This window comes from Ruminococcus sp. RTP21358st1_G6_RTP21358_211008, from assembly GCF_040908885.1.
GTDB lineage: Bacteria > Bacillota > Clostridia > Lachnospirales > Lachnospiraceae > Blautia_A > Blautia_A faecis.
In genome coordinates this window covers 1-26,212 of record NZ_JBDGDM010000016.1, presented here as the reverse complement: position 1 = coordinate 26,212, position 26,212 = coordinate 1, and the positions used below count along the sequence as shown (strand labels likewise).

Here is a 26,212-nt window from a genome sequence, read left to right as displayed (position 1 = left end):
TCCACTTTTCAAGCTGATAGCTCTCCGATGAAGATACTATTTTACCGGACCATCCCACGATGCAAATTGATCTGCATATGTATCCAGATCTGCCACACTTACCGTCAGTTTTCCGTCTGTATTCTTATAATCTATATACATAGGATTGCACCCGCCAGTAGTTTCACCTACACTGTCTGTCGTGAATACATTTCCACAATTCTGGCATACCAGTCTTCCGTTCTGTTCCTTAAAATACGCCCTTGGCGATGGATTGCATACCTGACATGTATTAAGTGATAAGCGCGGAGTTCCATCCGAGCCTTTTACAGCAATAAGCTGGATATTGGTTCCATTGGAATCGTAATTGATATACATTGGATTCGAAGTCAATGTATCTGCATTAATTGAAATTTCACCATTCTCTACGGCAGGAGTTTCATATACCACTGTTTCCTCTTTCTCCGCATCTGATTCCGTATTTTCAGCTTCTGACGTATCCAGACTTCCAAAACCAAGCATCAGAGGAACCGTTCCCAGACTGAACATCAGCATCGCAGCCGCACCTGAGACAGGATTTCCCGATCCAAGTGCTATAATCTGCATGGACTGCATGGGGCCACACGGCATCAGCCCATTCAACAGTCCGACAAAAAACGGTCTGTTCTCTCTTCTTCTTTTCTTGTTTATTTTATCAGTCAGCCTTTGTGGAAATCTGATTTGGAACTTTCTTAATAATGTAATCCAGCCCAACATGTTTATTCCCATGATCACCATGAACAAACCCGCTATTATTTTCAATATCCCCTGCAGAAGCAGTGGAATTCCCATTCCGCCGCCTCCTGTTAACAGCATTCCCATTCCGCCCAGCAAAAAACCGATTACCGAATATGAAATCACACGTCCCGTATTATATAACAAGGATGGAAAGATTATCTTATTTTTCGGAGTTTTCCCATTGTCATCGTCTGCCACAGGAATGCACTGCGACAGATTAATCCCTCCACACATCGCTATACAATGAACAGATGTAAGAAGCCCTACTTCTTGAATTTATATCTTCCTTTTCCGTGACCGGATACCGGTTCAATAATGTCTGCCTTTACCAAATTGGAAAGAAGTTTTGAAGCACCTGAACCTTTTAGCTCAAGAAGCTCCATAACTGCACTTCTTCCAAACACCTCATCAAAACCAAATCTTTCAAAAAGTCTATGAATATGAATCGTCGTTTTTACTGAGAAATCACTACCTTTTCCGGAAAGCACACTTTCAATATCCACTTTTTTGTCTTGAATGTCCACTTTTTCATTCTCAATATCCACTTTCGAATCCCCAATGTCCACTTTTTCTTCGTTCAAAAGTCCACTTATATGAAGATTTCTATTATGAAGCTCATTTTTCTCGTTCAAAAGAAGATTTCTGAGAAATACTTCCAGATACTCTGTTGTTTCGTGAATACCTTTTTGCAGGTTCGTATAATTTGCACGGACAAGTGCATTTCTAAAATACCACGCATTTTCCGCAAAAATATCATTGGTTGCAGAAAAGCCCAGTGTCCTTAAATATTTGATAAAGAACACTGCCGTTGTTCTCGTATTGCCTTCTCCGAAGATATGGATTTGCCATAACCTTGAAACAAACACCGCAAGATGATGGATAATCTCGTCCATTGAAAGTCCTTTATAACTAAAATCTTTCTCCTGCGAAAAATCATATTCCAGTGTGGCTCTCAGTTCTGAAGCACTACCGTACATTACAGTTGCTCCATCAAGCACCCATTCTTTCTTTGTGATGTTGTAATCTCGAATCTTTCCGGCGTGTTTATAAATACCCCGAAAGAGTTTGCGGTGGATAGAGATATACTCATTTGGAGAAAATGAGAACGCTGTTTCAGAAAGAATTTCAGCAATACGGGACGAAACCTTATCAGCTTCTTCGGTACGCTCATCATCGGACAAATGCACAGGTCTTTCCTCATAGTAACTATCAATAAGGCTCTGTACTTCTTTCATTGTGATTTTGCCTTCAATATTCTGAATGGCAGTATCAATCAAATATTTAGATGGTTTGAGTCCGTCCACTGCCTGAAGTCCGATTGCCGTACTCCAAGCATATCCCTTATGAGCTTTATCCGGTTCAGACTCCCTCAAATATTCCTTAAACGGGTCTTTTTCCATATCCACTACCTCGCTTCATAGTCTTATAATTCAATCTAATTTGTGCAGACTGTCTGCGCAAATTCAAATCTGCACTATTCGCTTTTCTGCATATCCTCATCAGCTTTTGCAATCATCTGTCTGTACTGTTCTTTCACACTTTCCGGTGCAAGTATCTGTACCTTGCCATTAATCCCCCAAGGGATACTGTTTCATTCTTATTTGATATTATACTATGAATAATCTATTTTTTTCAAGATATGAGGATTCGTTCGCAACTTCTATTCGTCAAGGTGTTACTGTTCACTCCGTTCACAGTAACGCGCTTCGCGATGCACAGAAATCATGCATTCGCATGATTTCGCGCCGCAATTCTCGGGTTTTCTGTGAACTTTGTTCACAAAAAACGCCTCGCGGAACGTTACCAGTGAACAGTAACGTCAAGGTGTCACTTTTTGATAACACCTGATACTACATTTTTGAGGATAAGAAAAAGAGATGCCGAAGCACCTCAATTATGAATTGCAGACACAGCATGATAGATTCCGTAATATGCACGATTATTGGCACCACGAAACTCTTTCGCACCTAGAAGGATCTCTGCGGCTTTAATGTCACTTTGTGCCGTTTCAATTCTATACAGAACCAGATCCTTCTGTGTTCCTTTTTCATTAGGCTGCTTCAAATAGCTTTACCCCCTCTTTTTCCACGTTTGCATAAAATGGGTACGCATCAACCCAATTTTGAAAATGCTGTTGACTTTTAGCTATGGGCTTTATATCAAGATCGTGATCCATATTAAAATCAAAGGTTTCACCAGATAATTCATGCCGATACTGTTTTATATCCATATCAGATAAATCCAGAAGAACCATAATATCTATATCTGAATCATCCCTGTAATCACCTCTTGCATAAGAACCATACAAAATCACCTTTTTTAAATGCTTTCCATATATTTTCTGCAAAATTTCTGTGTACTGGTCCAATAAATTTCGTGTTGTTATCGGCATAGTCCCACCTCCTGCTGCTCATTACCAGTTTCAATGCCTCTCACGGCACCTTCTGTTCAAATATAGTAGATATCTTACTTTATTATAAGCGTACCACACTCGGTTATGCAATAAGTATTTTTCTCCAAATTTAGACAAACATCTCCCACTTAATAAGGAATAAAAGCAGCCACCCTATTATTTATAGAATAGCTGCTCAGTTAAAATTCCATATTCAGTTTTATTCTACAAATCTGACAGTGAAATTCGGTCGTATGCACCATTTTCTTATCTTCTGAGTGTGGCTCCAAACCGATAATTGTAATATCTTTCTGATCTGGACCGTAAACCCAGTACATTCTCATTGCGCCACTGGTTTTATTTTCCAGATATGATTGCCACACTTTCATTCCTGTACCTGCTTTCTAATTCTGCAAAAAACTCTTTGTAATCTCTTCCTTTTCCTTTTTCAATATCATGGTAACTGTCCATTACCATCTTACGGACATCCTTCTGGTTCTCTTCCATTGCATCTATAAAATCTGATTTTCTCACTGTTGCTGTTGCTCCCATCGACAATTCCTCCTTTCAAATTATCCAATGTTTCATTCACTTGTTATAGTCTATAGCTCCATAGCTTATCTTTTGTTCCCTTTACATTTACTATAATCTTACTACCACTGCTTATGCAATAAGATTTTTTCGACAACGCCAGAAGAGAATCTCGCATCCTTTTCCTGTCTGTTTTTCCATTCCTGCTTCTTTTCTTTCAGTTTTTTCTGGAAATCATCAAACTCTGCCTGTTTTAATTCTTTTGTTACTGTCGTATATATATCAAGTGTCACATCACTTCTGCTATGACCACACAGGTTCTGTATCACTTTAATATTTACTCCTGCTTCTACCAAGCGTGTTGTAAACGTATGTCTGAGTGAGTGGCAGGAGAAGTTTGGAAGTAACACGGGATTATTTTTTTCTTTCAGGAGCTGTTTGTCATTACAGTCTCTTATAATACGCCGTAAAGCCCTATTTAGGGTTCCCTGGTTCTGCACATTACCAAAGCGGTTTACAAAAATAAAGTTGTGGTACCCGTCAATAGTTACTTTGGACTGTATTCCTGCCAGATCCTGCATTTTTTTCTCTAACAGGAACGCATTCTTTACTTCCTCCGTCATAGGGATCTGACGCACTCCAGCTTTGGTCTTCGGAGAATGAATATCGAAATAACAGCCGTTCTCATCCCGATGTTTATAATAAACCAGCGTATGGTTCACGTCTATTATTCCAGACTTTAAGTCGATATCATTCCAACGTAACCCGGTAATTTCACCTACACGCATTCCAGTTCCCAGCATAACTGTAAAAATAGGAAGCCAATGATAATACTGTGAGTTCTCTTTGGACAAAAATTCCATAAACAGCTCCTGCTCTGGTAATGTCAAAGCGCGTCTATGTGAATCCTCATAATGATGAGAACTTTTTAATTCTTTCAGCAAATTATCTGAAATATTTCTTCTTATGTAATTGTCTTCAACAGCAAGCTGCAGAATCTGATGTATCACTGTATGAATATTATCTATTGTCGCAATCTTTAGGCCCCTTGCATTACTCTGGAGAGGGTTACGTACAAGAAAGCTGATTACTAAAGGCCTATGGATTTTTATAGATGAGTTCCAGAATCTTTCTTTGAAAGAGGATTCCGTTCTGTTAGAAATGCTGTGTGAAGCAAGAAAGTATCATGTGAATATTGTGCTGGCTACTCAGTCAATCGCTGGATACAGAAACGATATCAAAGCAGCACTGGATAAAACGGCAGTCCATTCGTGACCGCAAGCACCTTTCCACCATACTTTCTTATTCGAGCCGAAAGTTATACTGTCCGGTGTCAGTGGTAAATTCTTTTCTGACCACTCTGCAATCAATTCTGGATGTACTGCCGCTAAGCTGTTACTCATATCAAAACCTCCACTTCCTCTGTGATTAAAGTATATGAGGTTTCGGCTTTTTCTTGTAGTTTGCGAATATCCGTAAAATAGAAAAAGCCCTTTGAGAAAAGATTTCTCCTCTCTCAAAGGGCTTGATAAATGGGAATTTTCAAATTAGTCTTTGCAAATAACCTTTGAACCTTCACCATCAATTACAATTCCCTGACGGTTGTTAATCGGGCATAGATTCAAATCCGAAAACTCAGTCATTATTTTCTCGGTAACTTTCTTAAATGGTGCTGTAAGATAATGCGGAAGAACATAGAAATCAATCAAATCAAGCCCTGCATCATCTTCTTGTGAGTAGTCCTCTGGCTTTTCATCCATTTGCTCGATATATTGGATGCTTGGAGCGCATATAATTGCGCCTGCCGACTCGCCGATCATCAATTTTCCATTTGCCAATTCCTTTTTCAGTAGCCCATCAGTTCCCGTTTTACGGAGCTGGTCCATAAGAAAGAAAGAATTTCCGCCGGTAAAATATATCACATCTGCTTCTTCAAAAACAGACTGTATCGTTGAATAAGCCTCCGTTGAAATATCAATTTCAGTTACGATTGCTCCCAACTTTTTGAATAATTTTCGAGCCGAGCCGACATAACCGGTGTAGCCTTCACGCAGTGAAGCTGTTGGAATAAATGCGACTTTCTTATTTTCAATTTCTTCCTTTATCAGACTTCCCACACTTGAAAAGTGCGAACATAAAAATAGTTTCATCAATATTCTCCTTTATAAATACCAATTTATCTTTTTCTTTCTGAAAATGGGCAATTCCGCAATGGAACTGCCCATATATCTTTAAAATATGCGATTTTTAAGGCTCTGCACCGTTTCAAGCACCATTTGGTGTAAATTTGGTGTATTTGTGTATTTTCAGAGCTTTTTCACAAATGAAGTACATCCCGTTTTGTAAGGTAAAACGGTACTTCTTAATAGAGCTTTGCACCTGCCGGAATATGGTCATCTACCATAAGGAGATGAAGCTTCTCTTCGCCTTCTTCTTCGTGTACTGCACTGAGAAGCATACCACAAGAGTCAATGCCCATCATTGCTCTTGGAGGAAGATTTGTGATTGCGATAAGTGTCTTACCAACAAGTTCTTCCGGCTCGTAATATGCGTGAATACCGCTTAAAATGGTTCTATCTGTGCCTGTTCCGTCATCAAGAGTGAACTGAAGGAGTTTCTTTGACTTCGGTACAGCAACGCATTCTTTAACCTTAACTGCTCTGAAATCTGACTTTGAGAATGTATCAAAATCAACATCTTCTTCAAACAAAGGCTCAACCTTTACCTTAGAAAAATCAATTTTTTCCGGCTCTGAATTTGGTGTAGAAACCTCTTTAGAACTTACACCATTTTCGGATTTTACACCACCGAGGGTCTTCATTGTCGGGAATTTTTTTGATTTTTCTTCATTACCCTTCGTGATGCTTCGCTGTGCTATTTCTATTAAATTGTCTTCTCTTCATCACCATTCATGATGAATCATTGTCAAATCATATCTGTTGTCAATTTGATGTCATTTGGTTATTTCTGTTGTCAGATAAAAGGGTTCATAAGCCCTTCTTAAAATACATCCATTGTTGCAGCCAAATGTTCAAATGTTTCCTGTTTTTTCTCCTCTGTCGCTTCTGCATAGATATCCATAGTGGTCTGGATATCCTTATGCCCCATGATCGACTGGATTATTTTCAGGTTGGTTTCTCTTTCACAAAGCCTTGTACAGAATGTGTGTCTCAAGCTGTGCGCTGAAAAATCCGGCAACAGCACCGGCTCCCGATGCTCTTTTTTTGCCTCTATTTCTTCTGTTGCATTATAAGCAGATGAGATTCTCTTGATTACCCGATTGACTGACTGGGCATTCATTATATTTCCATAACGGTTACAGAAAACAAAGCCTGTCATTCCGTCAATCTCTGCATCTGTCCAGCCATTTTCTTTCTGCTCTTCCCAGATCATTTCAAAAGCATCTTTCACTGTATCCAACATGGGAATCGTACGCATTCCGGCTTCTGTTTTCGGCGTCGAAATGTGATTTTCCGATGCCCGGTCTTCTCCTACCGGATAATACGTCAGATTATGATTGATGCTGATAATCCGCTTCTCGTAATCAATGTCTTCCCATCGAAGCCCTAAAACTTCTCCAATCCGGCACCCGGTTCCAAGAAAAATCGTAAAAATCGGCCACCAGTGAAAATAAATCGGATGCGTAGCAATATATTCCATAAATGCTCTCTGCTGTGGAATTGTCAGTGCATGTCTCACACCGGTCTTCATGCCTAAGTTTTTCTTTAATTCTGCCATGACTCCATCCGTAGGATTTTTTCTGATAATGTCATCCCTCACAGCCAGTTGAAAAGTTGGATGTAATAACGTATGAATGGTTTCCAATGTGTTAATCTTCAGTTCCTGCTTCTTGGTCAAATGATTATAGAACTGCACCACATCAGAATACTTAATCTCTGCTATATTCCGCTTTCCAAATGTATCCCGGATAAATCGGTCATACATATAAAGATAATTACTCTTGGTCGTTGGTTTCAGATTGTTTTTGAGACTCATGTAGCGGTCAAATACAAAATTTACTGTAGCCTTTCCGGCAACATAAATATCCAGACCGTCCATCTGATCTTTCATGAGCTGTGCTTCTTTTTCTCGAAGCGTTACAAGGTCTTGTGCATAAACATACTTACGTCTTCCAAGGGGATCTGTATAAGTATATACATACCTCTCATCGGAACGTCTCTGTGATTCACCTTTCCGCAAGACTCTGCCTCGCAGATCTTTTCGTGTCTGTGCCATATAAAATCCTCCTTCAATAAAGGAAGGACTTCATGTTATTCAGGTCTGTTCAAAATTCTTTCCAGTCCCTGCAGGACAACTTCTGTCACAGTCATTTTGTGCTTTCCGGCATAATCGCAGATACGCTTATACATAGAATCTTCCACCCGGATACTCAATACTTTCTTTTTTACATTTTCCGACTTTGGTCTTCCTGTCTTCGCCATATCTGTTCTTATTCCTCCACATCTTCATTATAGTTTTCGTATGACAAAAAGTCAATCCCTGTTTTTCGTCCTTCCACAATTTTTTCTTCCCTACGCAATCCGGAATGTCTCCAGATACTTTTCAAATATCTCACAGTTTACAAGAGCAACCTTGTCAATCTTATACACTGCTTTGGCTTCTTTCGCCAGCTCCTGGAATTTCGTCAGCCCAATGCTGTAAAGCTCTGCCCCTTCCTGATAACGGACGAATTTCTTTGCTATTTTCTTTGTTTTCTCTACATCTTTACGTGCATATCCCATACACCGCACCTCCTTTTCTGCATGAAAAAAGCAGCTAACCTATTTTTCATAGACTAACTGCTTGTATTTTTGTTCCATATTCAGTTTTGTTCTACAAATCCGACAGTGAAATTCGGTCGTATGCGCCATTTTTCTTATCTTCCGGATGTGGTTCCAGTCCGATAATTGTAATATCTTTCTGGTCTGGTCCATAAACCCAGTACATTCTCATTGCGCCACTGGTTTTATTTTCCAGATAAGATTGCCACACTTTCATTCCGTAACGTCTGGATAATGGCTCTATTTCATGGGTTTGAAGACTTGGATACCCTGGATCTGCCGATAGCAGCTTTAAAGCCTTTCCCCATTTTTTATACAACTGTTCTTCCTTCTTTTTTATATTACCGGAACGATATTTCTCCTGCAGATCTAACCAAAGTTCCTGCATTTCAGGAATTCCCATTCGTATATTAAAATTCATCTCTTATTCCTTTTAAAAATCTGACAGGTCAATAACCGGAGAAACATCGCCTTTCTTAAAGTTACTTACTGCACGATCCATATCTGCCAGAGTTCTGGCTGAAATACTCTCTGGCACTGCCAGTTCCCGAGGTTCCAGAATAATGCAGCCATTTCCGTATTCTTTTACATTGTAATACTGATAAGCAGCTCCTCTGAGCGTAATTCTTTTTTTGTTATCCAGATGGGCAACATAATCTTTCATTGCTTCCATTACCAACACCTCCTACGCAAGCATTTATGTGGGAAATCCCACCTCTTATTATTATAATACGCTTTTCTATATTATCTGTCAATCTACTTTTACTTACTCCTGATACTTGAAAGTATTCATGCACCGGCAGACGGCAGGTGGCAGATAGGGTATCTATAAAAATCTGTATTTGCTTCGATGACTCTGCCACCCATCATTCTTTTAATCGAATACTATTCTCCTGCTTTTCATTTACTTGGTACTCCAACTCATTCTTCATCCGGCTTCTTACATCACGCATGGTCCTCCCAGAAATTCCCTGTTCCTTTGCTTTTTCATCTAATTCCCTGATTGAAATTTCTTTTTTATCAGCAAGCAGTTCCCTGATCAGCTTTGCCCCTCTCTCCAGCTTTGTTTCTGTTGCTTTTCCTTCTTTCCCATCTAACAATTCATCTGCGGAAATCTCATAGGCTCCCACCCATCGAAAACCATCTTCGTCTCCCAGTTTAAACGCCATTGTCTCCCCTGGTGGCGCTAGCGAGCTTTTTTCATGAATCAATACCCTTGTGGTTGGATCTTTTCTTACTTTCCCGATGAAAATCAAGCTTCGCACTGCTGCCATAATATCAATAGAACCAAGTCCTCGATACGTGCTCTGCGTCCCAGAAGATTTATTCAGATGTCCGATCAGCACAATGGCACATCCGGTTTTCTCTGCAATCATTCCCAGTTTTCGGAACACCGGACGCACTTCATTTGCCCGGTTCATATCCACATCTGCTCCAATAAATGCCTGTACCGGATCAATGATTACAAGCCGCACTCGATTCTGTCTGACTGCTTTTTCAATTCGATCATCAGATAGGGTTAATGCTTCTTCCGTATCATCAATTACCATAACCCGGCTCAGATCTGCTCCTGCTTCTATCAGTCTTGGCTTGATAGTGTCACCCATACCGTCCTCTGCTGTCTGATAAATTACATTGAACGGTTCAATATCTTCCATATTAGGAAATAACTTTCGATTGGTACAAGCTGCCGTCAGCATCATTGCAAAATAAGTTTTTCCTTCTCCCGGATTGCCCTGAATGATTGTCAGTTTTCCAAATGGAATATAAGGAAACCACAACCACTCCACACTGGTCTGCTTAATATCTTCATAACATAACATCGGCACCAGTTCTTCTGCTTCTGGTACTTTTATTGTGATTGTTTCTGCGATTGCTTTCTTTCTGTCAGTATTTTTATCACAGAGGATTTCATTCCAGTCTTTTCGCGATGGTTTCAGACGAATTACACTGTATCCTTCTGAGATTTCTCCTGCCAGTTTCTCACAAGCCTCATTCCCTGCCTGGTCATTATCCAGGCACAGGAAAACAGAAGTAATCTGAGGGCGTTCAGAAAGAAAAGACATTAGTGCCACACTGGAGACGCCACCCAGACTCAGGTAACTGCGTTTCTTCCAGTCTTTTGGAAATAATTGGATAAAAGAAAGCAGGTCAATGGCTGCTTCAAACACAAATAACTGATTATCCGTTCCTCTGTGGCAAAATCCAAAAGCTTTATCAGAACCTGCTACATCTCCACGATATTTTATTTCACCAGTTCCCCGGCAGTGTGCATATCTCGGAATACCATCTGCATCTCTGCCGACAAATATAACATTATGATGCTCCTTTTCTTCGTAAATATCACCTCTGTCAATCCAATCTTCCACCAGTGTTTTCTCAATCTCTCTTTTTTTTGTCAGATACTTCATGATTTTTTCATTATCCTCATTTTTCTCCGGTAATCGAAAGTCTTTAGACGGGGCGGGGCAGGACTTCTGCCTGCCTTCGCCTTCTTCCCCGATCAGCATTTTCACTGCTTCCGGGAATGTTGCATAATAAAATTCCATCACAAAATCTACCGGATAACCTCCTTTACTCTGACTATGCCGATACCATCGGTTTCCAGATATCGTTACACTGTCATGCTTTTTCCAACGGTATTCTCTGCCACTTTTCACCAACTGTTCTCCCTGTGCGTTCAGGAAAGAAACAAGATCGGTATTGTTTGCTTTTGCAATCTGTTCTTCTGTATACTGCATTTTTATCATCCTTTCCTGTCTGTCCTGCTGACAGACTGCTATAAACTCATCTCATGGTTCCGTTTTTTCTTCACTGCCTGTTGTTTTGCATCACGCACTGCACACTCTTTCTTCTTTTCATCCAATTTTCTCAGAAGAGAAGTCTTCTTTTCTGGCTTCTTCTCCTGCTGATTCACCGGCTGTTGCTCTGCTTTACCGCTTTCTTCAAAAATATCTTCCGTCTGAGCTGCGTGAAATGCTGGGAACTTTGTCTGCTTCTCGCTTTTTTCTTCTGAACGCCCGGAAGTATCTGCTTCTGCCATTTCCCGGTCACGTCTGGCAATATCTGCACAGGTCTGTACTTTTTTCACAAAAGCCAACTCATCTTGATATGGCTGCTTATCTGCTTTCAGCTCTTCGATCGCTGTCCGGAGTTCTTCTTTTTCCCGTTTCCATCTGGCAGTTGGAACTTTTCCATTTTTATCCAGATGCTGTTTCAGCTCCCGTTCACATTTGCGATAGTAATTGATTTCTTTCTTATGCTGCTGGTAATATTTCTCCCGTCTTTTCTGAAAATAGAAACGGTTATACTCATCAATCAATGGCTGGTTTGTCTTTATTACCTCTGCCATCTTTTCCAGATTTTCCAATTTCTTTAACTGCTCTCGCTTTTCGGAAATTTCCTTTTTACCGACAGAAACAACACCGTTCAGTTCATCAATCCGTTCCTTCAAGTCATCCATTGTCTCTATCTGATGTGTCTGAAGATAATTGATAGACTTTGCAAACTCCTGTAAGTTGGAGAGATTCTTCCCTTTTCGTTTCATCTCCGCATAGAAATTGGGAAGTGGTGGTCTGCCCTGTGTCTTTTTATCATAATAATCTTGCAGGCTTTCCAGAAGTGTAGGGTTCTGTCTGCGATCCAGTTCTACCTTCATTTCTTCATAAGCTGTCTTCATCCACTGAATGGATTCTTTCAGAGAAATAAACATCTGGTTGAACTGTCGAATAGCTCTGTTCAGTTCCCCGATGATTGTTTTAATCCCCTTTTTCTCCATCGCCCGAACTTCATATCCCTCATGTATGGTCGGAATCAGGTCAATTCCCTGCTCTTTGTAAGAACGGTGATCAATTCTGGCTGCCATATGGCACTCCCGGAATTTTTCGTTCACCTTCTCTGTCCACGCTCTTCTCCATTCCTTTAAAAGTTCCGGATCATTCCATCCGGTAGTGGAAACAGCATTGAATATATCCTTTCCTCTGGCATCTTTAATCCGATTTCCGTCTTCATCCAAAACATATTCACGTTTCTGCTTGTTGCCCCAGCTTCCATCTTCTGTAAACGCACGGATTGGAGCAAGTACATGAAAATGTGGATTATCTGGTTCATCCTCATTCTTTGATTTTCCCTCATGAACCGCCAGATCTACAATCATGCCACGTGCTACGAACTGTTCCCTGCAAAACTCTCTCGCCAGTTCTATATTTTCATCCAGTGTCAGTTCATTTTGTAAAGCAATATCAAAAGAATAAGCTAACTGTGCCCGTTTACTTTTCTCTATCTGCTCTACTTCATTCCAGAGCGTTTCCCGGTCAGACAAACGTTCCGGCGCATATTCCGGAGTCAGGATTTCTGTGAAAACCACTCCAGACTTTTTTGTGTAGTCATGTGTCTGTCCATAATAATCGTTATAAAGCTTCTGCCCCGAAATATAAGCTGCGGAATTAACCACCGTCTGACCTTTTCCTCTGGACACCTGCTTTACCGAAAAATGATACAGTGCCATTAGCTGTCATCTCCTCTTTCTGCTCTTTCAACTGCTTCTGCAATCTGCTGTTGCTCTTTGTGTAAGGCTGCTATGTGAACCTGCCGCACGATACTCTTGTTGTAACTACTGTTCTGCAACTGTTTCATAACATCCTGAACTTCTTCCTGTTCCAGATCTCTTGATAATGGAAATGCTTTTTCAAACTCTGCTCCTTTAACAATCAATCTGTGAGAACGTTCCTTTCGCTCCACCAACTTCTTTCTCTGCTCCAGAATATTTTTATTGTGGAGCGCATGTTCCAGTTCCTTTTTACTTTTTTCCATGTTGGCTTTCAGTTCTTCCAGTGACATGGATTCATATTTTGGATTTTTCGCTCTGCTCAAGTTTTCAACCTCCTACTCTTTCTGTAAATAAAAAGAACCGGTCTTTTCACAAATGCCGATTCCTGAATATAAAAAACTGAGGTCGTCGTTCCACAATAAGGACATACTGACCTCTGTAATCTTAAAAATCTTTAATTGCTACAACAAGATAGGCCTTGTGCCGCAAGGGGAAATTATCCCCTTGTCCGAAATCTATGATTTCGCTATATTCCCGGATTGAAATTCTTCAAAATCGGGAATGGCACCGCAGGTCGCACGATACAGGCAGATGTAATTGCCTGTATAGAAGTGCGCTCTTAGCTTTGCTAAGAGAATTATGCCGTATCCGGCTTGCTATCTTTAATCTATAAATTCCATCATCTCGTCAATAGTACAATTCATTTTCTTACAAATTTTCTCGACTGTTTCCATTGATACATATTGATTTTTTCCCATCCGGGCAAGGATATTTGCACTAATCCCGGTGAGGTGTTGCATTTCTATCCGTTTCATATTTTTATCAATGAGCTGTTTCCACAATCTGTTATAACTTACACTCATAAATAACCTCCACATTTTTATTAGGCAGATTTCTGTTTTTATTAGTCAAACGGAATTTCTTCATCCTTCGCCTCCATAAATCCGTCTTTATCTGCTTTCAGGGTTTCTAGTGAATCTGCTCCAGCACCGCTGTCCTTGTTCTGGGCAAATTCATGTTCTTCCACAATCACATCTGTGGTATAAATCGTCTTTCCATCCTTATCCTTATAACTGCCAGTGCTGATGCGACCACCGATCACAATCCGCATTCCCTTGTGAAGATATTTCTGTGCAAACTCTGCACTCTTGCCAAATGTTACACACGAAATAAAATCCGCTTCCTGTTCACCATCACGTTTATATTTTCTGTTCACTGCCAGTGTATATCTTGCTACTGCCATATCATTATCTTTTCCGGCATATTTGATCTCCGGATTCTTTGTCAGTCTTCCCATTAAAATCACTCTATTCATAGTTTTTACGTCCTTTCCGGGCATGATACCCTTTAATCATTGTTATTAGTTACTTGTTGCATCAGCGGTCTATTGTGCGTTTCCCTGTCACCTGCAGCCGTCTCAGACTGCCTCTGCCTGCATACACAGGTCACTGATCATAAGGCTTTGATCAACCGCCCATCATCGGGAGTGTCATTATGATTCCGCTTGCTTTCAGAAAAAGAAAGGTCATGGCAGAACTCCTGGTAGGCTTTCAGGGTGCACTTATCAATTGTCAAGGTTCAACAAAGGAACATTCCAAAACGTCCTCTAATTACTAAAGTCAAATGACTTTGCAAGATGCAAAAGATTCGTGATATTTTTTTACATTTTTATCATTTTTTCTTTTACTTTCGTTAGTCCCTTCATATACTCTGTATTGGGAGCGACAAAATCGGACATGATTTTGGGAAATTTTGAAAAATAATTATTCCTCTACCTATAAAGCGTTGGAAATGGTATTTACCAACCCCTTTTTGCAAGTTTTTTGTACATAAATGAAATACTTCTTCGCTAGTTGCATATTCCAGAGAACGTGAGGACATGGATTTTCTTGAAAAATCATTTTTCCACTAATCACATGTGGCAGAATGTATAAAGTCAGATGATTTTGAAAAAAAGCAAAAAAATAGGCACTAACCACTTATGGTTAATGCCCTTTGGGGTAATCATTATTTTTCTTTTGTCAATTTCTGATACATTCTCATTAATTCAGCAACACAGTCTGCTTCTGACATTTTAATGCTAAATCCATAAGCATGCATCACTGCTCTGTTATTTGCTTTATGTGCTTTCAGTAATTCTGTTGGCATTGTCAAAGGATCATAAAGATCTGCAAGATTGCTATCTGTATAAAGTGCTCTAGCATTCAAGATAGCCTGTGCCGTTTTTCTTATCTTTTCCTTTTGATCATTTGTTGGAGAAGGCCAAGGGAAATTATTATAAACAATCATATTAGAATAACTATAATCACTCTTTAGTCGACCACATACTGCTCTGGTCCATGCCATATGAACATTGGACATTAGTATTCCAAACTCGTAACTTGTGGCTGACGGCATTGTAAAAAGTTTATCGCCTGGAATTATTTCTCCTTCAAGATAATCCATCGGAATATATCTTCTGTTTTGCGAAGACACCTTTGGTATTGCAATATATGGCGAATACTGTGCAAGTTCTTTCCGTTGTCTTTCATCAAGCAAAAGTATCAACTTTTCTCCAATCTCTCTGCCGGATTCAGATATATCAAATACAGCTAATTTCTCATATTTTCATCTCACAATTAACCCTATATATTTGCTGTGCGACGTTTTTTTTTCTTTTGCCGTCGAGTGGCAGATGTTTTATACTATGTCACTTTCATAAAGTTCTCTTTATCCTTTATTACTTTTCTGTTTTGTCTGATTTAAAAGCAAGATAACCAAAACAGAAATAGCTATACTGCATAGAATGTATGTCCAATTCAAATATGATAGATTGATTAAATTCTGTGCTGATTGATTTTTAATGAAGTTTGTGTATGATGCGTTACTCTTAATCGCTTCCATAACTCCTAAAACATTTATCGGGCTTAAATTGTATAAGTACGCACCAAATAAATATATCGCTATTTTTTCAACAATGGACGGTATTAAAATAGCCGATGCAGAAAGCCATAATGGACATTGCTTGTGGGATTTCTGTAAATATACTGCCCCCAAAAGATATGGCAATACCGCAAGGCAACAGCCCAAAATGACAATATTCTGATGAAGCCCAAAGAGGGCGAAGAATACACGGATAAAAAGATATGTTCCAAATATAATCAACCAATCAATGAGCAAGCCTTTTATTGGTGTGCGCTCTTTTATTGTTTCGTTTTGTAACTGCATTTCATTACCTCCCAAATGGACGCTCCACTTTCGGGAACGTCAAGGTTACAGTTGTTCCACCGCAAGAATTGTTTTTTAGCTCCACCGTGATAGACAGGTCAGTTGCCATTTTCTGAACAAGGTATAACCCCATACCCGTAGAACGACTAAGGTAACTGCCCGTATCTCCAGTAAACCCCTTGTCGAAAACAAAAGGTAAGTCAGACAACGGTATGCTTGTGCCGTTGTCTTTCATAGATAAAGAAATCTGTTCATTATCCGCACTATCAGCAATGGAAAAGAGAAGTCGAGGAGCAGGATTGTTCCCCGTATATTTCACACTATTGCTGATTATCTGTCCTAAAATGAACATCAAACCTTTTTTGTCAGAAATCACTTGAGCATCGTTTTCGGTATATTCAACAGAAAATCCAGCTTCTTCAAGAAGCGTTAAATTATCTTCAACTGCTTCACGACAAATTTCAAGAATTGAAAGCGGCTCAAAAAAGTAATCCTTATGAGTAGCCCCAAGCCTTGAAAAGTATAGAATTTGTTCTATATCCTGTCGGGTATGGTCGCGTACATACAGCATACGGGTATGAACCAAAGGGGACATTTCATCTTTTCGATTGTCCAGTAGCAAGGTCATAAGGGATAGCGGCTTTTTGATTTCATGTACCCAATTTTCAATGTAGTGTTGATAATCTGTAACTGTAATTTTCTGTTCGTTGATATATTCCTGCTGCGTCCTCAAATGCTGCCCCAATTCACAGATATAAGGGCGTAATACTGCGGGAACAGCTTCACACAGTAAGTATTCGTTGGTATCGTCTGGCTCCAATAGAAAACGCCGAAAAATAGCGTCTGTCTTGTTGCGTTTTCTGATTGATATAGCAAGCGGGATAGCAAGTGTGGCAAATGATACGAAAATGATCAATGCAACATAATTGATAAAATAATCTGGATTAGCCAGCCAGGCAAGGAATATAAAGAATACGTCCAAACAGGCAAGTGTGATAATCCATACACGATTAGAGGAAATATAGGTTAAAAATATTTTTAGCTTCTTCATAATCGCACCTGCTCTTTCAAGCGGTAGCCTTGTCCGCGTACTGTTTCTATCCGTTCTTCAAGACCAAATTCACGGAGCGTTTTCCTCAATCGCGTAAAAGTTACTTGCAGCGCATTTTCGTCAATGCATTCTTCCGTTCCCCAAAGCACGTTGCACAGCTCATGTTTGGTAACAAGATTAGGGCTTTTCTTCAAAAGCGCAAGCAATATTTTTCCCTCATTGGGTGGCATGAGGGAAGAACTCTTCCCCACATAAATTGTAAAGGTGTTTGGGTCAAGTAAAAATCCGTTCCCGTCCAGTAAGCCTTGCCGTATCTGTTCCTCTTTGCGTCGTAATAAATTTTTAATGCGGGCAAGCAGGCGCTCTATATTACACGGCTTTGTTAAGTAGTCATCAGCTCCCAATCCTAATGCGTGAAGTTCGTCCTGCAATTTATCTCTTGCTGTCAATACCAACACTGTTCCAAGCTGCTTTGCTTTTAATTCTTTGCAGATTTCAAAGCCGGAATGAAATGGAAGATTTATGTCGAGTAAAACCAAATCGGGGGAATACTCTGTAATTTCCGGTATTGCGTTTTCAAAATCAAATAACGAGGCTGTTTCATACCCCGACTTTCTCAATAAATCCGTCAGTTCTTCCCGCATATAAACATCATCTTCAACTACCATAATTCGTGCCAATACGACCACCTCCTTTCACGTAAGCCTGTTATGAATTAGGCTTGTAATTTATTTTTCCGATTTCCCGTGTAGCTGTCCGCGCAACAGCCACACCGTAAATTGCCATAATAAGAACGACAGTAAATGCCATAATAATCAACAACGGATAAGATTGCCCGATCCTTGTGCTGTCAGAGTATAAATGCTGCTGCATTGCATAAAGACCAACCGTACCACTTATACAAGCCAACATTAGGGGGAGTAGAAAATACCATAAAACTTGTTTATAAATTGACCGTTTTATCTGTTCTCGCCTCGCACCCAAAATTGAGAGTGTCAAATATCTTGATTTTGTCGATTGCATTTGTGTTAAGAATTGCAAAGCAAGCAATGCACACGCGATAATCAATAGCATAAAGCCCATATATAAAGTCATGTAACTCCCGGAGATAAGATAAAATAGTTGCCGCCCGAAATTATCAAGATAGCTTTCGTAATACAGACCGGACGGCTTCAGCAAATCGCGTGCTTCCATAACGGACAGCATCAGTCCGTTTGCTTCTACAATCTCATTCGGAATACAGAAATTCCAATATACAGAACAGGTGTCCGGGTCTACATAGTTATGATATATCTCGTCGGAAACAATCAATGCGGTTACAATTTTAACATTTTCATCAGCAGTAAGTCCTTTCATCGGTACAGACGGAACAAGTGTAACTGACTTTTTGTCAATGGAAATCAACGCATTACCGCTTGTCTGTGCGTTCTCTGCAATCCTGTCTAACAGAGCAACGGTATCTTCCTGTTCATCTTCTAAAAAGTCCGGGTTGAGGTAAAAAACAGCTTCGTCATTTTCAAGATTTATTTGCTTTTCTCCTGCGGCTTCCAACAGGCGATTATATGATGAAACTGGGAGCATATAAGGAGAAACACTCCCCGTATCAATAAATCCAAGCAGATTAAGGGCTGCGGGTTGATGTGAACCAAATTCGTAACTGGCAGCTTCTTGTGTCGCAGGGTCTATTACACCCTCTGGCAAGTTTTGAACAATCTCTTTTCTTAATACAGACCAGTCAACAAAGGATTTCATTTCCCCGGAAGCAGGACGTTTCATGTTCCCTGTTTCCATACGGTTAAGATTAGCTACATAAACTCGCATTTGGTCGTCGGAAAGGTATTGCTCAACATTCTGTTCTTCGCCCATTACTGTAAAATCATAAACAGCAGAAGTTCTTGTTAATTCATTCCCATGCGACATAATAGTTGCAGAACCATTTGCAATAAACATAATGGTAAGCATCATCAGAATAGACGCAACACTAATTGAAATATATTTATAAACAACATTCTCGTGAAGCTGTCGCAAAGTAAATACATAAAGTCCATTTGTCGCTTTCCGTTTGTTAGAAGCAGCTACTATACTTAAAAGCCGGGCAATGCCTCGGATAAAAAGAATTGTTCCAACAATTCCAAGCAGGACAGCAACAAGCAGCATTACACCACCGCCAGTCATGAAGTGTTCTATGACAACCCAGTATGCAACAAGTAAAACTGCCGTACCAATTACAAGGGATAGCAAACTTCCGTGTGTGCTGCCCGTGTGTTGTTTTTTTCCCATTTCTCCATAAAGCAGTTGGTGGACTTCTTTCTTAAACAATTTTCCGCATAGTATAAACAACGCCACACATTGGATGATTAAAAATCCCAATATCGTAAAGAAAACTGCGCTTAATGAAAAACTTGATTGATGTGCAATAACACCGTGTCCGACTAAACGTGCCGTTGCAAGGCTGATAACTTCGGATAGAAAACCACCGCAGATAAGTCCACCCAAGAGGGCGACAAGTGAAGTGATAAGCCCCTCCGTCATAATTTGCGTAAATAATCGGGTCTTTGTCATACCAAACATCAAATATAATCCTAGTTCCCGGCTGCGACATTCGAGCTGATACTTATTTGCAAATACTACAAGGAAAAATACAAATAATAATGCACAAACATAGACAGTAGGTAAAAGGTTTGTAAGCAGCCGTTCCACGGCATCGCTTTCAAGGCTGCTTAAAAAGCGTATAACGTCCTGCGCTCCGAGAGAAAGCACAATGTAAAATGCCGCTACCGCCGTTACCATTGTCAGAAAGTAAATCAGATTTTCATTGCGGCTACGTTTGGAATTTCTCCATGCAAGGTTAAAGAACATTTGCGCTCCCTCCTCCCATTTGCGCCATTACCTGTAATATGCGCGCATAAAATTCTTCCCGTGTTTCTGTCGGAACTTTGCGACGCAATTCATGGAAAATAACGCCGTCCTGTATGAACAAAATGCGGGAACAGAAACTTGCTGCGTTAGGGTCATGCGTAACCATTAAAATGGTACGTCCTTGCACTTGGTTGACTTCCTGTAATTTTTCCATAAGCAACCGTGCAGCTTTTGTGTCTAATGCGCCTGTCGGCTCATCAGCCAAAATAATATCTGGATTAGAAATCAAACTACGGGCTGCGGCTACACGCTGCTTTTGACCGCCGGACATTTGCGCCGGAAACTTTGAAAGAACATCAGTAATTCCAAGAAATCCGGCTATATCATTTAGGTGCTTTTCGGCTATGGAACTATCTATATTGTGAATGGATAAGGGCAACAGAATATTTTCTCTGCCTGTCAAATTATCAAGCAAAGCAAAGTCTTGAAACAGATAACCAATTCTATTTCCACGGTATTCCGCTAACTTAGCACCGTCAAAGGCACTTATATTCGCCCCGGAGAGCAAAATTTGTCCAGAGGTAGGTTTAATGACCGTAGCAATACAATTTAATAATGTTGTTTTCCCGGAACCGCTGGCTCCCATAATTCCCAAATATTCGCCACTTAGAACATCAAAGGTAATTCCGTTTAGTGCTTTTGTGGGAACGCCCTCTTTGGAATATGCTTTGTGCAGGTCGCGTACTTCTAAAAGTTTTTTTGTATAATCCATTCTTAACACCTCTTTTTTGTTCATACTTTTTTACAATTAAAATTTTACTACACAAAGCATAAATACACCACTTACATTTGATGTAAGGTTCCTTTGTTTGAATTTCACCGCTATTCTTTATGCTGCTTTTCATCTGTCACCAGACATTCTATCTTCTACAAAATATTCACTATATATCATAGTCGGTTGACCGAGTAATAACAACACACTATTTACCATCTATCATATTTATCCGCATTAAAAAAGGACGCAGGATTTCTCCCACGTCCTCACATCTATCTGGCTTTATCTTCTCTTACTTTCGGTGCTTCCTTATGTGCCGCTTCCTGCTTCCACCGGATCATATGGTTGGTTATGATAAGTTTCAAATAATCTTCCCCACTCAATCCCACGCATTTCACTTTCCACATCACTAAATACACCAGAAATCCAGTCTATCACACTTGTAAAATATGTTTTCAATTCCTGTATGTCTGTATCATGACGGTGCTGGCTCATATATGCTTCAACATCTTCATCTACCCCTTCACTATTTTAAATATCTTCGGTAACTATCCAGAACTGAATCTGTAACACCGCTTTTATAGATTTTACGGATATCAACAATCTGTTCATCTTTCAGAAGTTTCAACCAATCCAGTAAATCTTTTCTGCTGTTTGCGAAATTGCAACATCTTCCATCAGCATATTCAATCCTGTATCTCATACGCTCCTCCTATACATATACCAATTCACTCAATACAATTTCCTGCACACGATTCTCGACATTATTACACTGTCGCACCCACTCCATAGGATTACATGCTTTTAATTCCTCTGTAACTCCCTCCGCACTTCGTATTTGTGCCTCAATCAATTCATACCGTTCCTGTGCCTGTTCATTCAGATCTGCCAGATAGCTGTCCAATTTCCCAGTCAACAGAAGATAAGAATACATACCTGATTTATAGTTTTTCATATATTCTTTTCGAAGCATTCCCCAGTACCCAATCGGTCTGGTTTCTTCCGGTAATGATAGCACTGGCAGGTAATAATCTCCTACCAACACATAATCTAATCCATTCCTTTCATCATGTAGTATTTTTCTCTGATTGCTCATGTTCTTCTCCTCCATCAAATCTTTCTCTTCTCTCTCAGATATGCTTCAAATATACTTCTTCGAATCAACACCTTTTTCCCAATTTTATATACTGCCCCTGCTTCATGTGCCATACGGACAACGGGTTTGATTCCCAGTCTGTAGTATTCGCACGCCATGTTATAGGTCACGTAATCATGGCGCATAAATTCCAGATCTTCATCATCGATTTCATCTGAAAACATCCATACATTACCGCTCATCCGTCTTCTTCTCCTTATCATTTCCTGTTGCCGGTTCATGAAAACGCTCCAGATAGTCATCAAAAATATCCCGGTTAATCAATACGGTTCCATCTATTCTGTAAATTGCACCTGCATCACTGGCGAGTTCAAAAAGTTTCTTATGAGAAATGCTGTAAATAATCTCTGCCTGTTGATAACGCAGATACTGTCGGCGTAATTTTCTAAGCTGCTCTGGTACTTCCTTCATACTTGTAATTGGTTTATAACTTTTACCCATGATGTTTTCCTCCAAAATTAGATTTGCTGTTTTACAGAAGCTGACTGCCGGGATATAACTTTCCAGGGCCGAATCATCAGACGCGCCACTGGCGCCTCTTTGATATGCAACGCAAAAAAGCACCTCTTAGATTAACTCTAAGAAGTGCTCTTACTTCATTGCCAAACCTGTGTCCTTTCACCTGAAATTCGTCATGCTTCATAACGATTCATTATTATCCCAAATTTTGTTGTCAAATTGTTGTCAAATGCGGTCTGACATCATGGTTTTAGACATTTAATATTTAATTTTAGTACAGCTTTGCACCAGCCGGAATGTGGTTATCAACCATCAGAAGATGAAGTTTTTCTTCGCCCTCTTCCTCATGAATTGCACTGAGAAGCATTCCACAAGATTCAATTCCCATCATGGCTCTCGGTGGCAGGTTGGTGATTGCAATTAAGGTCTTTCCAACCAGTTCTTCCGGCTCGTAATAAGCATGAATACCGCTTAAAATCGTACGATCTGTGCCTGTTCCGTCATCCAGAGTGAACTGTAACAGCTTCTTGGATTTCTTAACTGCTTCACATGCTTTTACCTTTACAGCTCTGAAATCAGACTTGCTGAAAGTATCGAAATCAACCATTTCTTCAAATAATGGCTCAACTTTTACTTTGGAAAAATCAATCTTCTCAACTGTTTTTTCAGCCTCTGCCGGAGCTGCTTCGGAAGTCTTGGAAGCTTTCTTGTCAGCGTCCAGTGACTTCATTGTCGGGAAAATCAGGATGTCTCTTAATTCCTCTCTCCAATGTCCCACAAATGCCTATTTTTCGGGCTTTTTCACATTTCGTGATTTCACGGAAATCTACGTTTTCCTACTATTTTTTGTACCGATTGGTACAAAATTGGTACAAGATTGGTACAAAGATTATGCCCCAAAATCCAACTGGAAGTATTCAGTTTTTACATTCTGAACTGATTATTTTTCTATGCCTATCTTTTCTAAACGTACTCTACTGCAACATCCAAAAATTCCTGCATATTATGAACAAGCTGTCCTGTATTTACTATTTTTGCTTCAAAATTTCCCCTTCCAAAGTCCATAATATGAAGAAGATTAATTGTCAAATCCTTATTTTCCGCAATCTGCAATATCCATTTTGAACAGCTATCTCCACATACAGAGGCATTAAACACTCGACCATTTTCATCAAATGCCATCAGTATTAACGTTTTTACGCTCCCTGACAGTTCCTTGGGCGATATCGGTCCCAAAACAGAGCTCTCTATCAGATGAGTTCCTATTACCGTGGATTTGTCTACATCAGCAATCATTTTCACTGACAAAGGATTCGTTAGCCATTCATCTTCATACGTATTATCAAAGTATGTCGGAGGATGGTATATCGCCTCTGGCATATCCCCTAAATAAATACTTAACATTTTTCAACTCCATATCTGTCAATAATTTCCCTGCAAAGCAACAGGATCGCGTTCGGCTTCCTCATAATATCTGTCAGCTATATATTCTGCAGACTCTGCCCATAATCCATTTTCTGTTTCTTGTAGTGTCTTATACGTTTCTGACTGATAAAATTTCAGGGCGGCTTCTTCAAAGCCGATATGATAATGTTGTTGCAACAATTTTAATACATCCCTAATTTGTATGCATACATTCATAGTGATATCTTTCCCATTAAAACTATATATCATTTCTAGCATAAGAATCCCTCCTTATCAACTGCAAATACCATAATGCCTTCTCACTATGAAACGCCAATCTGGCTGCACGCTCATTTCTTACAACTCCCACTTTTATGAAAATATTTCTGGCGTTTTTCTATACGTTCATTATAAGCGCATTATCCATAAATACGCAACGAGATTTTTTCGACAAACCAGCCGCTTCTTAACAAGGAATAAAAGCAGCCACTCCATTATTTATAGAATAGCTGCTCAGTTAAAATTCCATATTCAGTTTTATTCTACAAATCTGACAGTGAAATTCGGTCGTATGCACCATTTTTCTTATCTTCTGGGTGTGGCTCCAAGCCGATAATCGTAATATTTTTCTGATCTGGACCGTAAACCCAGTACATTCTCATTGCACCACTGGTTTTATTTTCCAGGTAAGATTGCCACACTTTCATTCCATAACGTCTGGATAATGGCTCTATTTCATGGGTTTGAAGGCTCGGATAGCCTGGATCTGCCGACAACAGCTTTAAAGCCTTTCCCCATTTTTTATACAACTGTTCTTCCTTCTTTTTTATATTGCCAGAACGATATTTCTCCTGCAGATCTAGCCAAAGTTCCTGCATTTCAGGAATTCCCATTCGTATATTAAAGTTCATACCTTATTCCTTTTAAAAATCTGACAGGTCGATAGTGGGAGAAACATCACCTTTCTTAAAGTTGCTTACTGCACGATCCATATCTGCCAGAGTTCTGGCTGAAATGCTCTCTGGCACAGCCAATTCCCGAGGTTCCAGAATAATGCAGCCATTTCCGTATTCTTTTACATTGTAATACTGATAAGCAGCTCCTCTGAGGGTAATCCTTTTTTTGTTATCCAGATGGGCAACATAATCCTTCATTGCTTCCATTATCAACACCTCCTGCGCAAGCATTTTGTGTGGGAAATCCCACCTATTATTATAATATGCTTTTCTGTATTTTCTGTCAATCTACATTTACTTATTCCTAATACCTGAAAGCATTCTTATACTGGCAAACGGCAGTTAGTAAATAAAGTATCTCTAAAAATCCGCATACAGCTCTTTTATTTTCATGATATCTCCCTTAATTTATCAATCTATAAAAACTATATTAAACATTGCTGTAACATTGTAATCTTTTCCAATAAACTTACACAGTATCCCCCAGCTTCTCTTTCCAGGCTTTTTTCTTCTCCTTCAGCTTCTTCTGGAAATCGTCAAACTCACTCTGCTTCAGTTCTTTGGTAACCGTTGTATAAATATCAAGTGTAACATCACTGCGGCTATGACCGCACAGGTTCTGAATAACCTTTATATTCACCCCAGCCTCAACTAAACGTGTCGTGAATGTATGACGCAGGGAATGGCAGGAGAAATTGGGTAACAATACCGGATTCTTCTTTTTTAGTAGCTGTTCATCATTACAATCTCGTATGATACGCCGTAAAGCCCTATTCAGAGTTCCCTGGTGCTGCACATTACCAAAGCGATTCACAAAAATGAAGTTGTGATACCCGTCAACCGTTACTTGGGACTGTATTCCTGCTAGATCCTGCATTCTTTTCTCTAACAGAAACGCATTCTTTACTTCCTCCGTCATAGGAATCTGACGTACTCCAGCTTTGGTCTTTGGAGAATGAATATCGAAATAGCAGCCGTTCCCATCCCGATGTTTATAATAAACCAACGTATGGTTCACGTTTATCATTCCGGCCTTTAAGTCGATATCGTTCCAACGTAACCCGGTAATTTCTCCTACACGCATTCCAGTTCCCAGCATAACTGTAAAAATGGGAAGCCAATGATAATACTGTGAGTTCTCTTTAGACAAAAATTCCATAAACAGCTCCTGCTCTGGTAATGTCAAAGCGCGTCTATGTGAATCCTCATAATGATGAGAACTTTTTAATTCTTTCAGCAAATTATCTGAAATATTTCTTCTTATGTAATTGTCTTCAACAGCAAGCTGCAGAATCTGATGTATCACTGTATGAATATTATCTATTGTCGCAATCTT

The 26,212-nt window shown here is 39.7% G+C and carries 36 protein-coding genes; all 36 read right to left on the bottom strand.

What is annotated here, in order from left to right; all coding sequences use genetic code 11:
- Window positions 1–36: 36 nt before the first annotated feature.
- Complete coding sequence (locus AB5Z12_RS08400) at window positions 37–990, bottom strand: Fe-S-containing protein (protein WP_173718650.1); 954 nt, start codon at window positions 988–990, stop codon at window positions 37–39.
- Window positions 991–1,019: 29 nt separating this feature from the next.
- On the bottom strand, window positions 1,020–2,156 hold the full coding sequence (locus AB5Z12_RS08395; RefSeq protein ID WP_173718651.1) for a Fic family protein: 1,137 nt from the start codon (window positions 2,154–2,156) through the stop codon (window positions 1,020–1,022).
- Between the two features lie 490 nt (window positions 2,157–2,646).
- A complete protein-coding gene (locus tag AB5Z12_RS08390; RefSeq protein ID WP_226814914.1) occupies window positions 2,647–2,820 on the bottom strand; it encodes a hypothetical protein in 174 nt (57 codons plus the stop codon).
- Window positions 2,807–3,148, bottom strand: a complete 342-nt coding sequence (locus AB5Z12_RS08385) for a nucleotidyltransferase domain-containing protein (protein ID WP_195991228.1) — start codon at window positions 3,146–3,148, stop codon at window positions 2,807–2,809. The genes AB5Z12_RS08390 and AB5Z12_RS08385 overlap by 14 nt, the downstream gene beginning before the upstream one ends.
- A 357-nt stretch (window positions 3,149–3,505) precedes the next feature.
- Window positions 3,506–3,700, bottom strand: a complete 195-nt coding sequence (locus AB5Z12_RS08380; protein WP_118577689.1) for a hypothetical protein — start codon at window positions 3,698–3,700, stop codon at window positions 3,506–3,508.
- Between the two features lie 101 nt (window positions 3,701–3,801).
- A complete protein-coding gene (locus AB5Z12_RS08375; RefSeq protein WP_368368604.1) occupies window positions 3,802–4,623 on the bottom strand; it encodes a site-specific integrase in 822 nt (273 codons plus the stop codon).
- 264 nt (window positions 4,624–4,887) lie between these two features.
- On the bottom strand, window positions 4,888–5,082 hold the full coding sequence (locus AB5Z12_RS08370; RefSeq protein WP_202017096.1) for a zinc-ribbon domain-containing protein: 195 nt from the start codon (window positions 5,080–5,082) through the stop codon (window positions 4,888–4,890).
- A 144-nt stretch (window positions 5,083–5,226) separates the two neighbouring features.
- Complete coding sequence (locus tag AB5Z12_RS08365; protein WP_055271744.1) at window positions 5,227–5,829, bottom strand: Type 1 glutamine amidotransferase-like domain-containing protein; 603 nt, start codon at window positions 5,827–5,829, stop codon at window positions 5,227–5,229.
- Window positions 5,830–6,041: 212 nt separating this feature from the next.
- Window positions 6,042–6,500 (bottom strand): tRNA-binding protein, encoded by a 459-nt coding sequence (locus AB5Z12_RS08360; protein WP_004611708.1) that lies wholly within the window; start codon window positions 6,498–6,500, stop codon window positions 6,042–6,044.
- Window positions 6,501–6,679: 179 nt separating this feature from the next.
- Complete coding sequence (locus AB5Z12_RS08355; protein ID WP_368356854.1) at window positions 6,680–7,915, bottom strand: tyrosine-type recombinase/integrase; 1,236 nt, start codon at window positions 7,913–7,915, stop codon at window positions 6,680–6,682.
- Window positions 7,916–7,950: 35 nt separating this feature from the next.
- A complete protein-coding gene (locus AB5Z12_RS08350; protein WP_172677201.1) occupies window positions 7,951–8,121 on the bottom strand; it encodes a hypothetical protein in 171 nt (56 codons plus the stop codon).
- Between the two features lie 90 nt (window positions 8,122–8,211).
- Window positions 8,212–8,421, bottom strand: coding sequence for a DUF6462 family protein (locus AB5Z12_RS08345; RefSeq protein WP_005609464.1), 210 nt, complete (start codon window positions 8,419–8,421; stop codon window positions 8,212–8,214).
- A 91-nt stretch (window positions 8,422–8,512) separates the two neighbouring features.
- Window positions 8,513–8,863: a hypothetical protein gene (locus AB5Z12_RS08340; protein ID WP_242853638.1), complete on the bottom strand. Its 351-nt coding sequence runs from the start codon at window positions 8,861–8,863 to the stop codon at window positions 8,513–8,515.
- 30 nt (window positions 8,864–8,893) lie between these two features.
- Window positions 8,894–9,133 (bottom strand): hypothetical protein, encoded by a 240-nt coding sequence (locus AB5Z12_RS08335; protein ID WP_117683019.1) that lies wholly within the window; start codon window positions 9,131–9,133, stop codon window positions 8,894–8,896.
- A 193-nt stretch (window positions 9,134–9,326) separates the two neighbouring features.
- Window positions 9,327–11,201, bottom strand: coding sequence for an AAA family ATPase (locus tag AB5Z12_RS08330; protein ID WP_181972412.1), 1,875 nt, complete (start codon window positions 11,199–11,201; stop codon window positions 9,327–9,329).
- A gap of 38 nt (window positions 11,202–11,239) precedes the next feature.
- A complete protein-coding gene (mobQ, locus tag AB5Z12_RS08325) occupies window positions 11,240–12,967 on the bottom strand; it encodes a MobQ family relaxase (protein WP_161275995.1) in 1,728 nt (575 codons plus the stop codon).
- Window positions 12,967–13,332 (bottom strand): DUF3847 domain-containing protein, encoded by a 366-nt coding sequence (locus AB5Z12_RS08320; protein ID WP_117683016.1) that lies wholly within the window; start codon window positions 13,330–13,332, stop codon window positions 12,967–12,969. Before AB5Z12_RS08320 ends, mobQ begins: the two co-directional genes overlap by 1 nt.
- A 339-nt stretch (window positions 13,333–13,671) precedes the next feature.
- Window positions 13,672–13,872 (bottom strand): helix-turn-helix transcriptional regulator, encoded by a 201-nt coding sequence (locus tag AB5Z12_RS08315; protein ID WP_117683015.1) that lies wholly within the window; start codon window positions 13,870–13,872, stop codon window positions 13,672–13,674.
- Window positions 13,873–13,913: 41 nt separating this feature from the next.
- Window positions 13,914–14,324: a single-stranded DNA-binding protein gene (locus AB5Z12_RS08310; RefSeq protein WP_117683014.1), complete on the bottom strand. Its 411-nt coding sequence runs from the start codon at window positions 14,322–14,324 to the stop codon at window positions 13,914–13,916.
- Window positions 14,325–15,016: 692 nt separating this feature from the next.
- Window positions 15,017–15,547, bottom strand: coding sequence for a type IIL restriction-modification enzyme MmeI (locus tag AB5Z12_RS08305; protein WP_055282097.1), 531 nt, complete (start codon window positions 15,545–15,547; stop codon window positions 15,017–15,019).
- A 171-nt stretch (window positions 15,548–15,718) separates the two neighbouring features.
- Window positions 15,719–16,216, bottom strand: coding sequence for a hypothetical protein (locus AB5Z12_RS08300; protein WP_055282100.1), 498 nt, complete (start codon window positions 16,214–16,216; stop codon window positions 15,719–15,721).
- 4 nt (window positions 16,217–16,220) lie between these two features.
- Window positions 16,221–17,267 carry a HAMP domain-containing sensor histidine kinase gene (locus AB5Z12_RS08295; protein WP_055282102.1) on the bottom strand — a complete coding sequence of 349 codons (1,047 nt, stop codon included), beginning with the start codon at window positions 17,265–17,267 and terminating at the stop codon, window positions 16,221–16,223.
- The gene (locus AB5Z12_RS08290; protein WP_226838039.1) at window positions 17,264–17,947 is read right to left on the bottom strand and encodes a response regulator transcription factor; all 684 of its coding nucleotides are present in this window, start codon (window positions 17,945–17,947) and stop codon (window positions 17,264–17,266) included. The genes AB5Z12_RS08295 and AB5Z12_RS08290 overlap by 4 nt, the downstream gene beginning before the upstream one ends.
- 28 nt (window positions 17,948–17,975) lie before the next feature.
- A complete protein-coding gene (locus AB5Z12_RS08285) occupies window positions 17,976–20,126 on the bottom strand; it encodes an ABC transporter permease (protein WP_055282104.1) in 2,151 nt (716 codons plus the stop codon).
- On the bottom strand, window positions 20,116–20,898 hold the full coding sequence (locus AB5Z12_RS08280; protein ID WP_055282106.1) for an ABC transporter ATP-binding protein: 783 nt from the start codon (window positions 20,896–20,898) through the stop codon (window positions 20,116–20,118). The genes AB5Z12_RS08285 and AB5Z12_RS08280 overlap by 11 nt, the downstream gene beginning before the upstream one ends.
- 312 nt (window positions 20,899–21,210) lie before the next feature.
- The gene (locus AB5Z12_RS08275) at window positions 21,211–21,396 is read right to left on the bottom strand and encodes a hypothetical protein (RefSeq protein WP_055282109.1); all 186 of its coding nucleotides are present in this window, start codon (window positions 21,394–21,396) and stop codon (window positions 21,211–21,213) included.
- A gap of 31 nt (window positions 21,397–21,427) precedes the next feature.
- Window positions 21,428–21,604, bottom strand: coding sequence for a hypothetical protein (locus AB5Z12_RS08270; RefSeq protein WP_172677202.1), 177 nt, complete (start codon window positions 21,602–21,604; stop codon window positions 21,428–21,430).
- A gap of 9 nt (window positions 21,605–21,613) precedes the next feature.
- The gene (locus tag AB5Z12_RS08265; RefSeq protein ID WP_368356855.1) at window positions 21,614–21,997 is read right to left on the bottom strand and encodes a TnpV protein; all 384 of its coding nucleotides are present in this window, start codon (window positions 21,995–21,997) and stop codon (window positions 21,614–21,616) included.
- A gap of 14 nt (window positions 21,998–22,011) precedes the next feature.
- A complete protein-coding gene (locus AB5Z12_RS08260; RefSeq protein WP_055282111.1) occupies window positions 22,012–22,239 on the bottom strand; it encodes an excisionase in 228 nt (75 codons plus the stop codon).
- The gene (locus AB5Z12_RS08255) at window positions 22,229–22,498 is read right to left on the bottom strand and encodes a DUF6462 family protein (protein WP_055282113.1); all 270 of its coding nucleotides are present in this window, start codon (window positions 22,496–22,498) and stop codon (window positions 22,229–22,231) included. Before AB5Z12_RS08255 ends, AB5Z12_RS08260 begins: the two co-directional genes overlap by 11 nt.
- A gap of 289 nt (window positions 22,499–22,787) precedes the next feature.
- Window positions 22,788–23,294 (bottom strand): methionine--tRNA ligase subunit beta, encoded by a 507-nt coding sequence (locus tag AB5Z12_RS08250; RefSeq protein ID WP_368356856.1) that lies wholly within the window; start codon window positions 23,292–23,294, stop codon window positions 22,788–22,790.
- A 185-nt stretch (window positions 23,295–23,479) separates the two neighbouring features.
- Window positions 23,480–23,920 carry a DUF4869 domain-containing protein gene (locus AB5Z12_RS08245; RefSeq protein WP_368356857.1) on the bottom strand — a complete coding sequence of 147 codons (441 nt, stop codon included), beginning with the start codon at window positions 23,918–23,920 and terminating at the stop codon, window positions 23,480–23,482.
- An 18-nt stretch (window positions 23,921–23,938) separates the two neighbouring features.
- Complete coding sequence (locus AB5Z12_RS08240) at window positions 23,939–24,199, bottom strand: hypothetical protein (RefSeq protein WP_368356858.1); 261 nt, start codon at window positions 24,197–24,199, stop codon at window positions 23,939–23,941.
- Between the two features lie 263 nt (window positions 24,200–24,462).
- Entirely contained in the window at window positions 24,463–24,813 is a 351-nt protein-coding gene (locus AB5Z12_RS08235; protein WP_368368603.1) for a hypothetical protein, read from the bottom strand.
- Between the two features lie 30 nt (window positions 24,814–24,843).
- Window positions 24,844–25,083: a hypothetical protein gene (locus tag AB5Z12_RS08230; protein ID WP_368356860.1), complete on the bottom strand. Its 240-nt coding sequence runs from the start codon at window positions 25,081–25,083 to the stop codon at window positions 24,844–24,846.
- Window positions 25,084–25,345: 262 nt separating this feature from the next.
- The coding region (locus AB5Z12_RS08225) for a site-specific integrase (protein WP_368368602.1) at window positions 25,346–26,212 on the bottom strand (867 nt) is incomplete at its 5' end.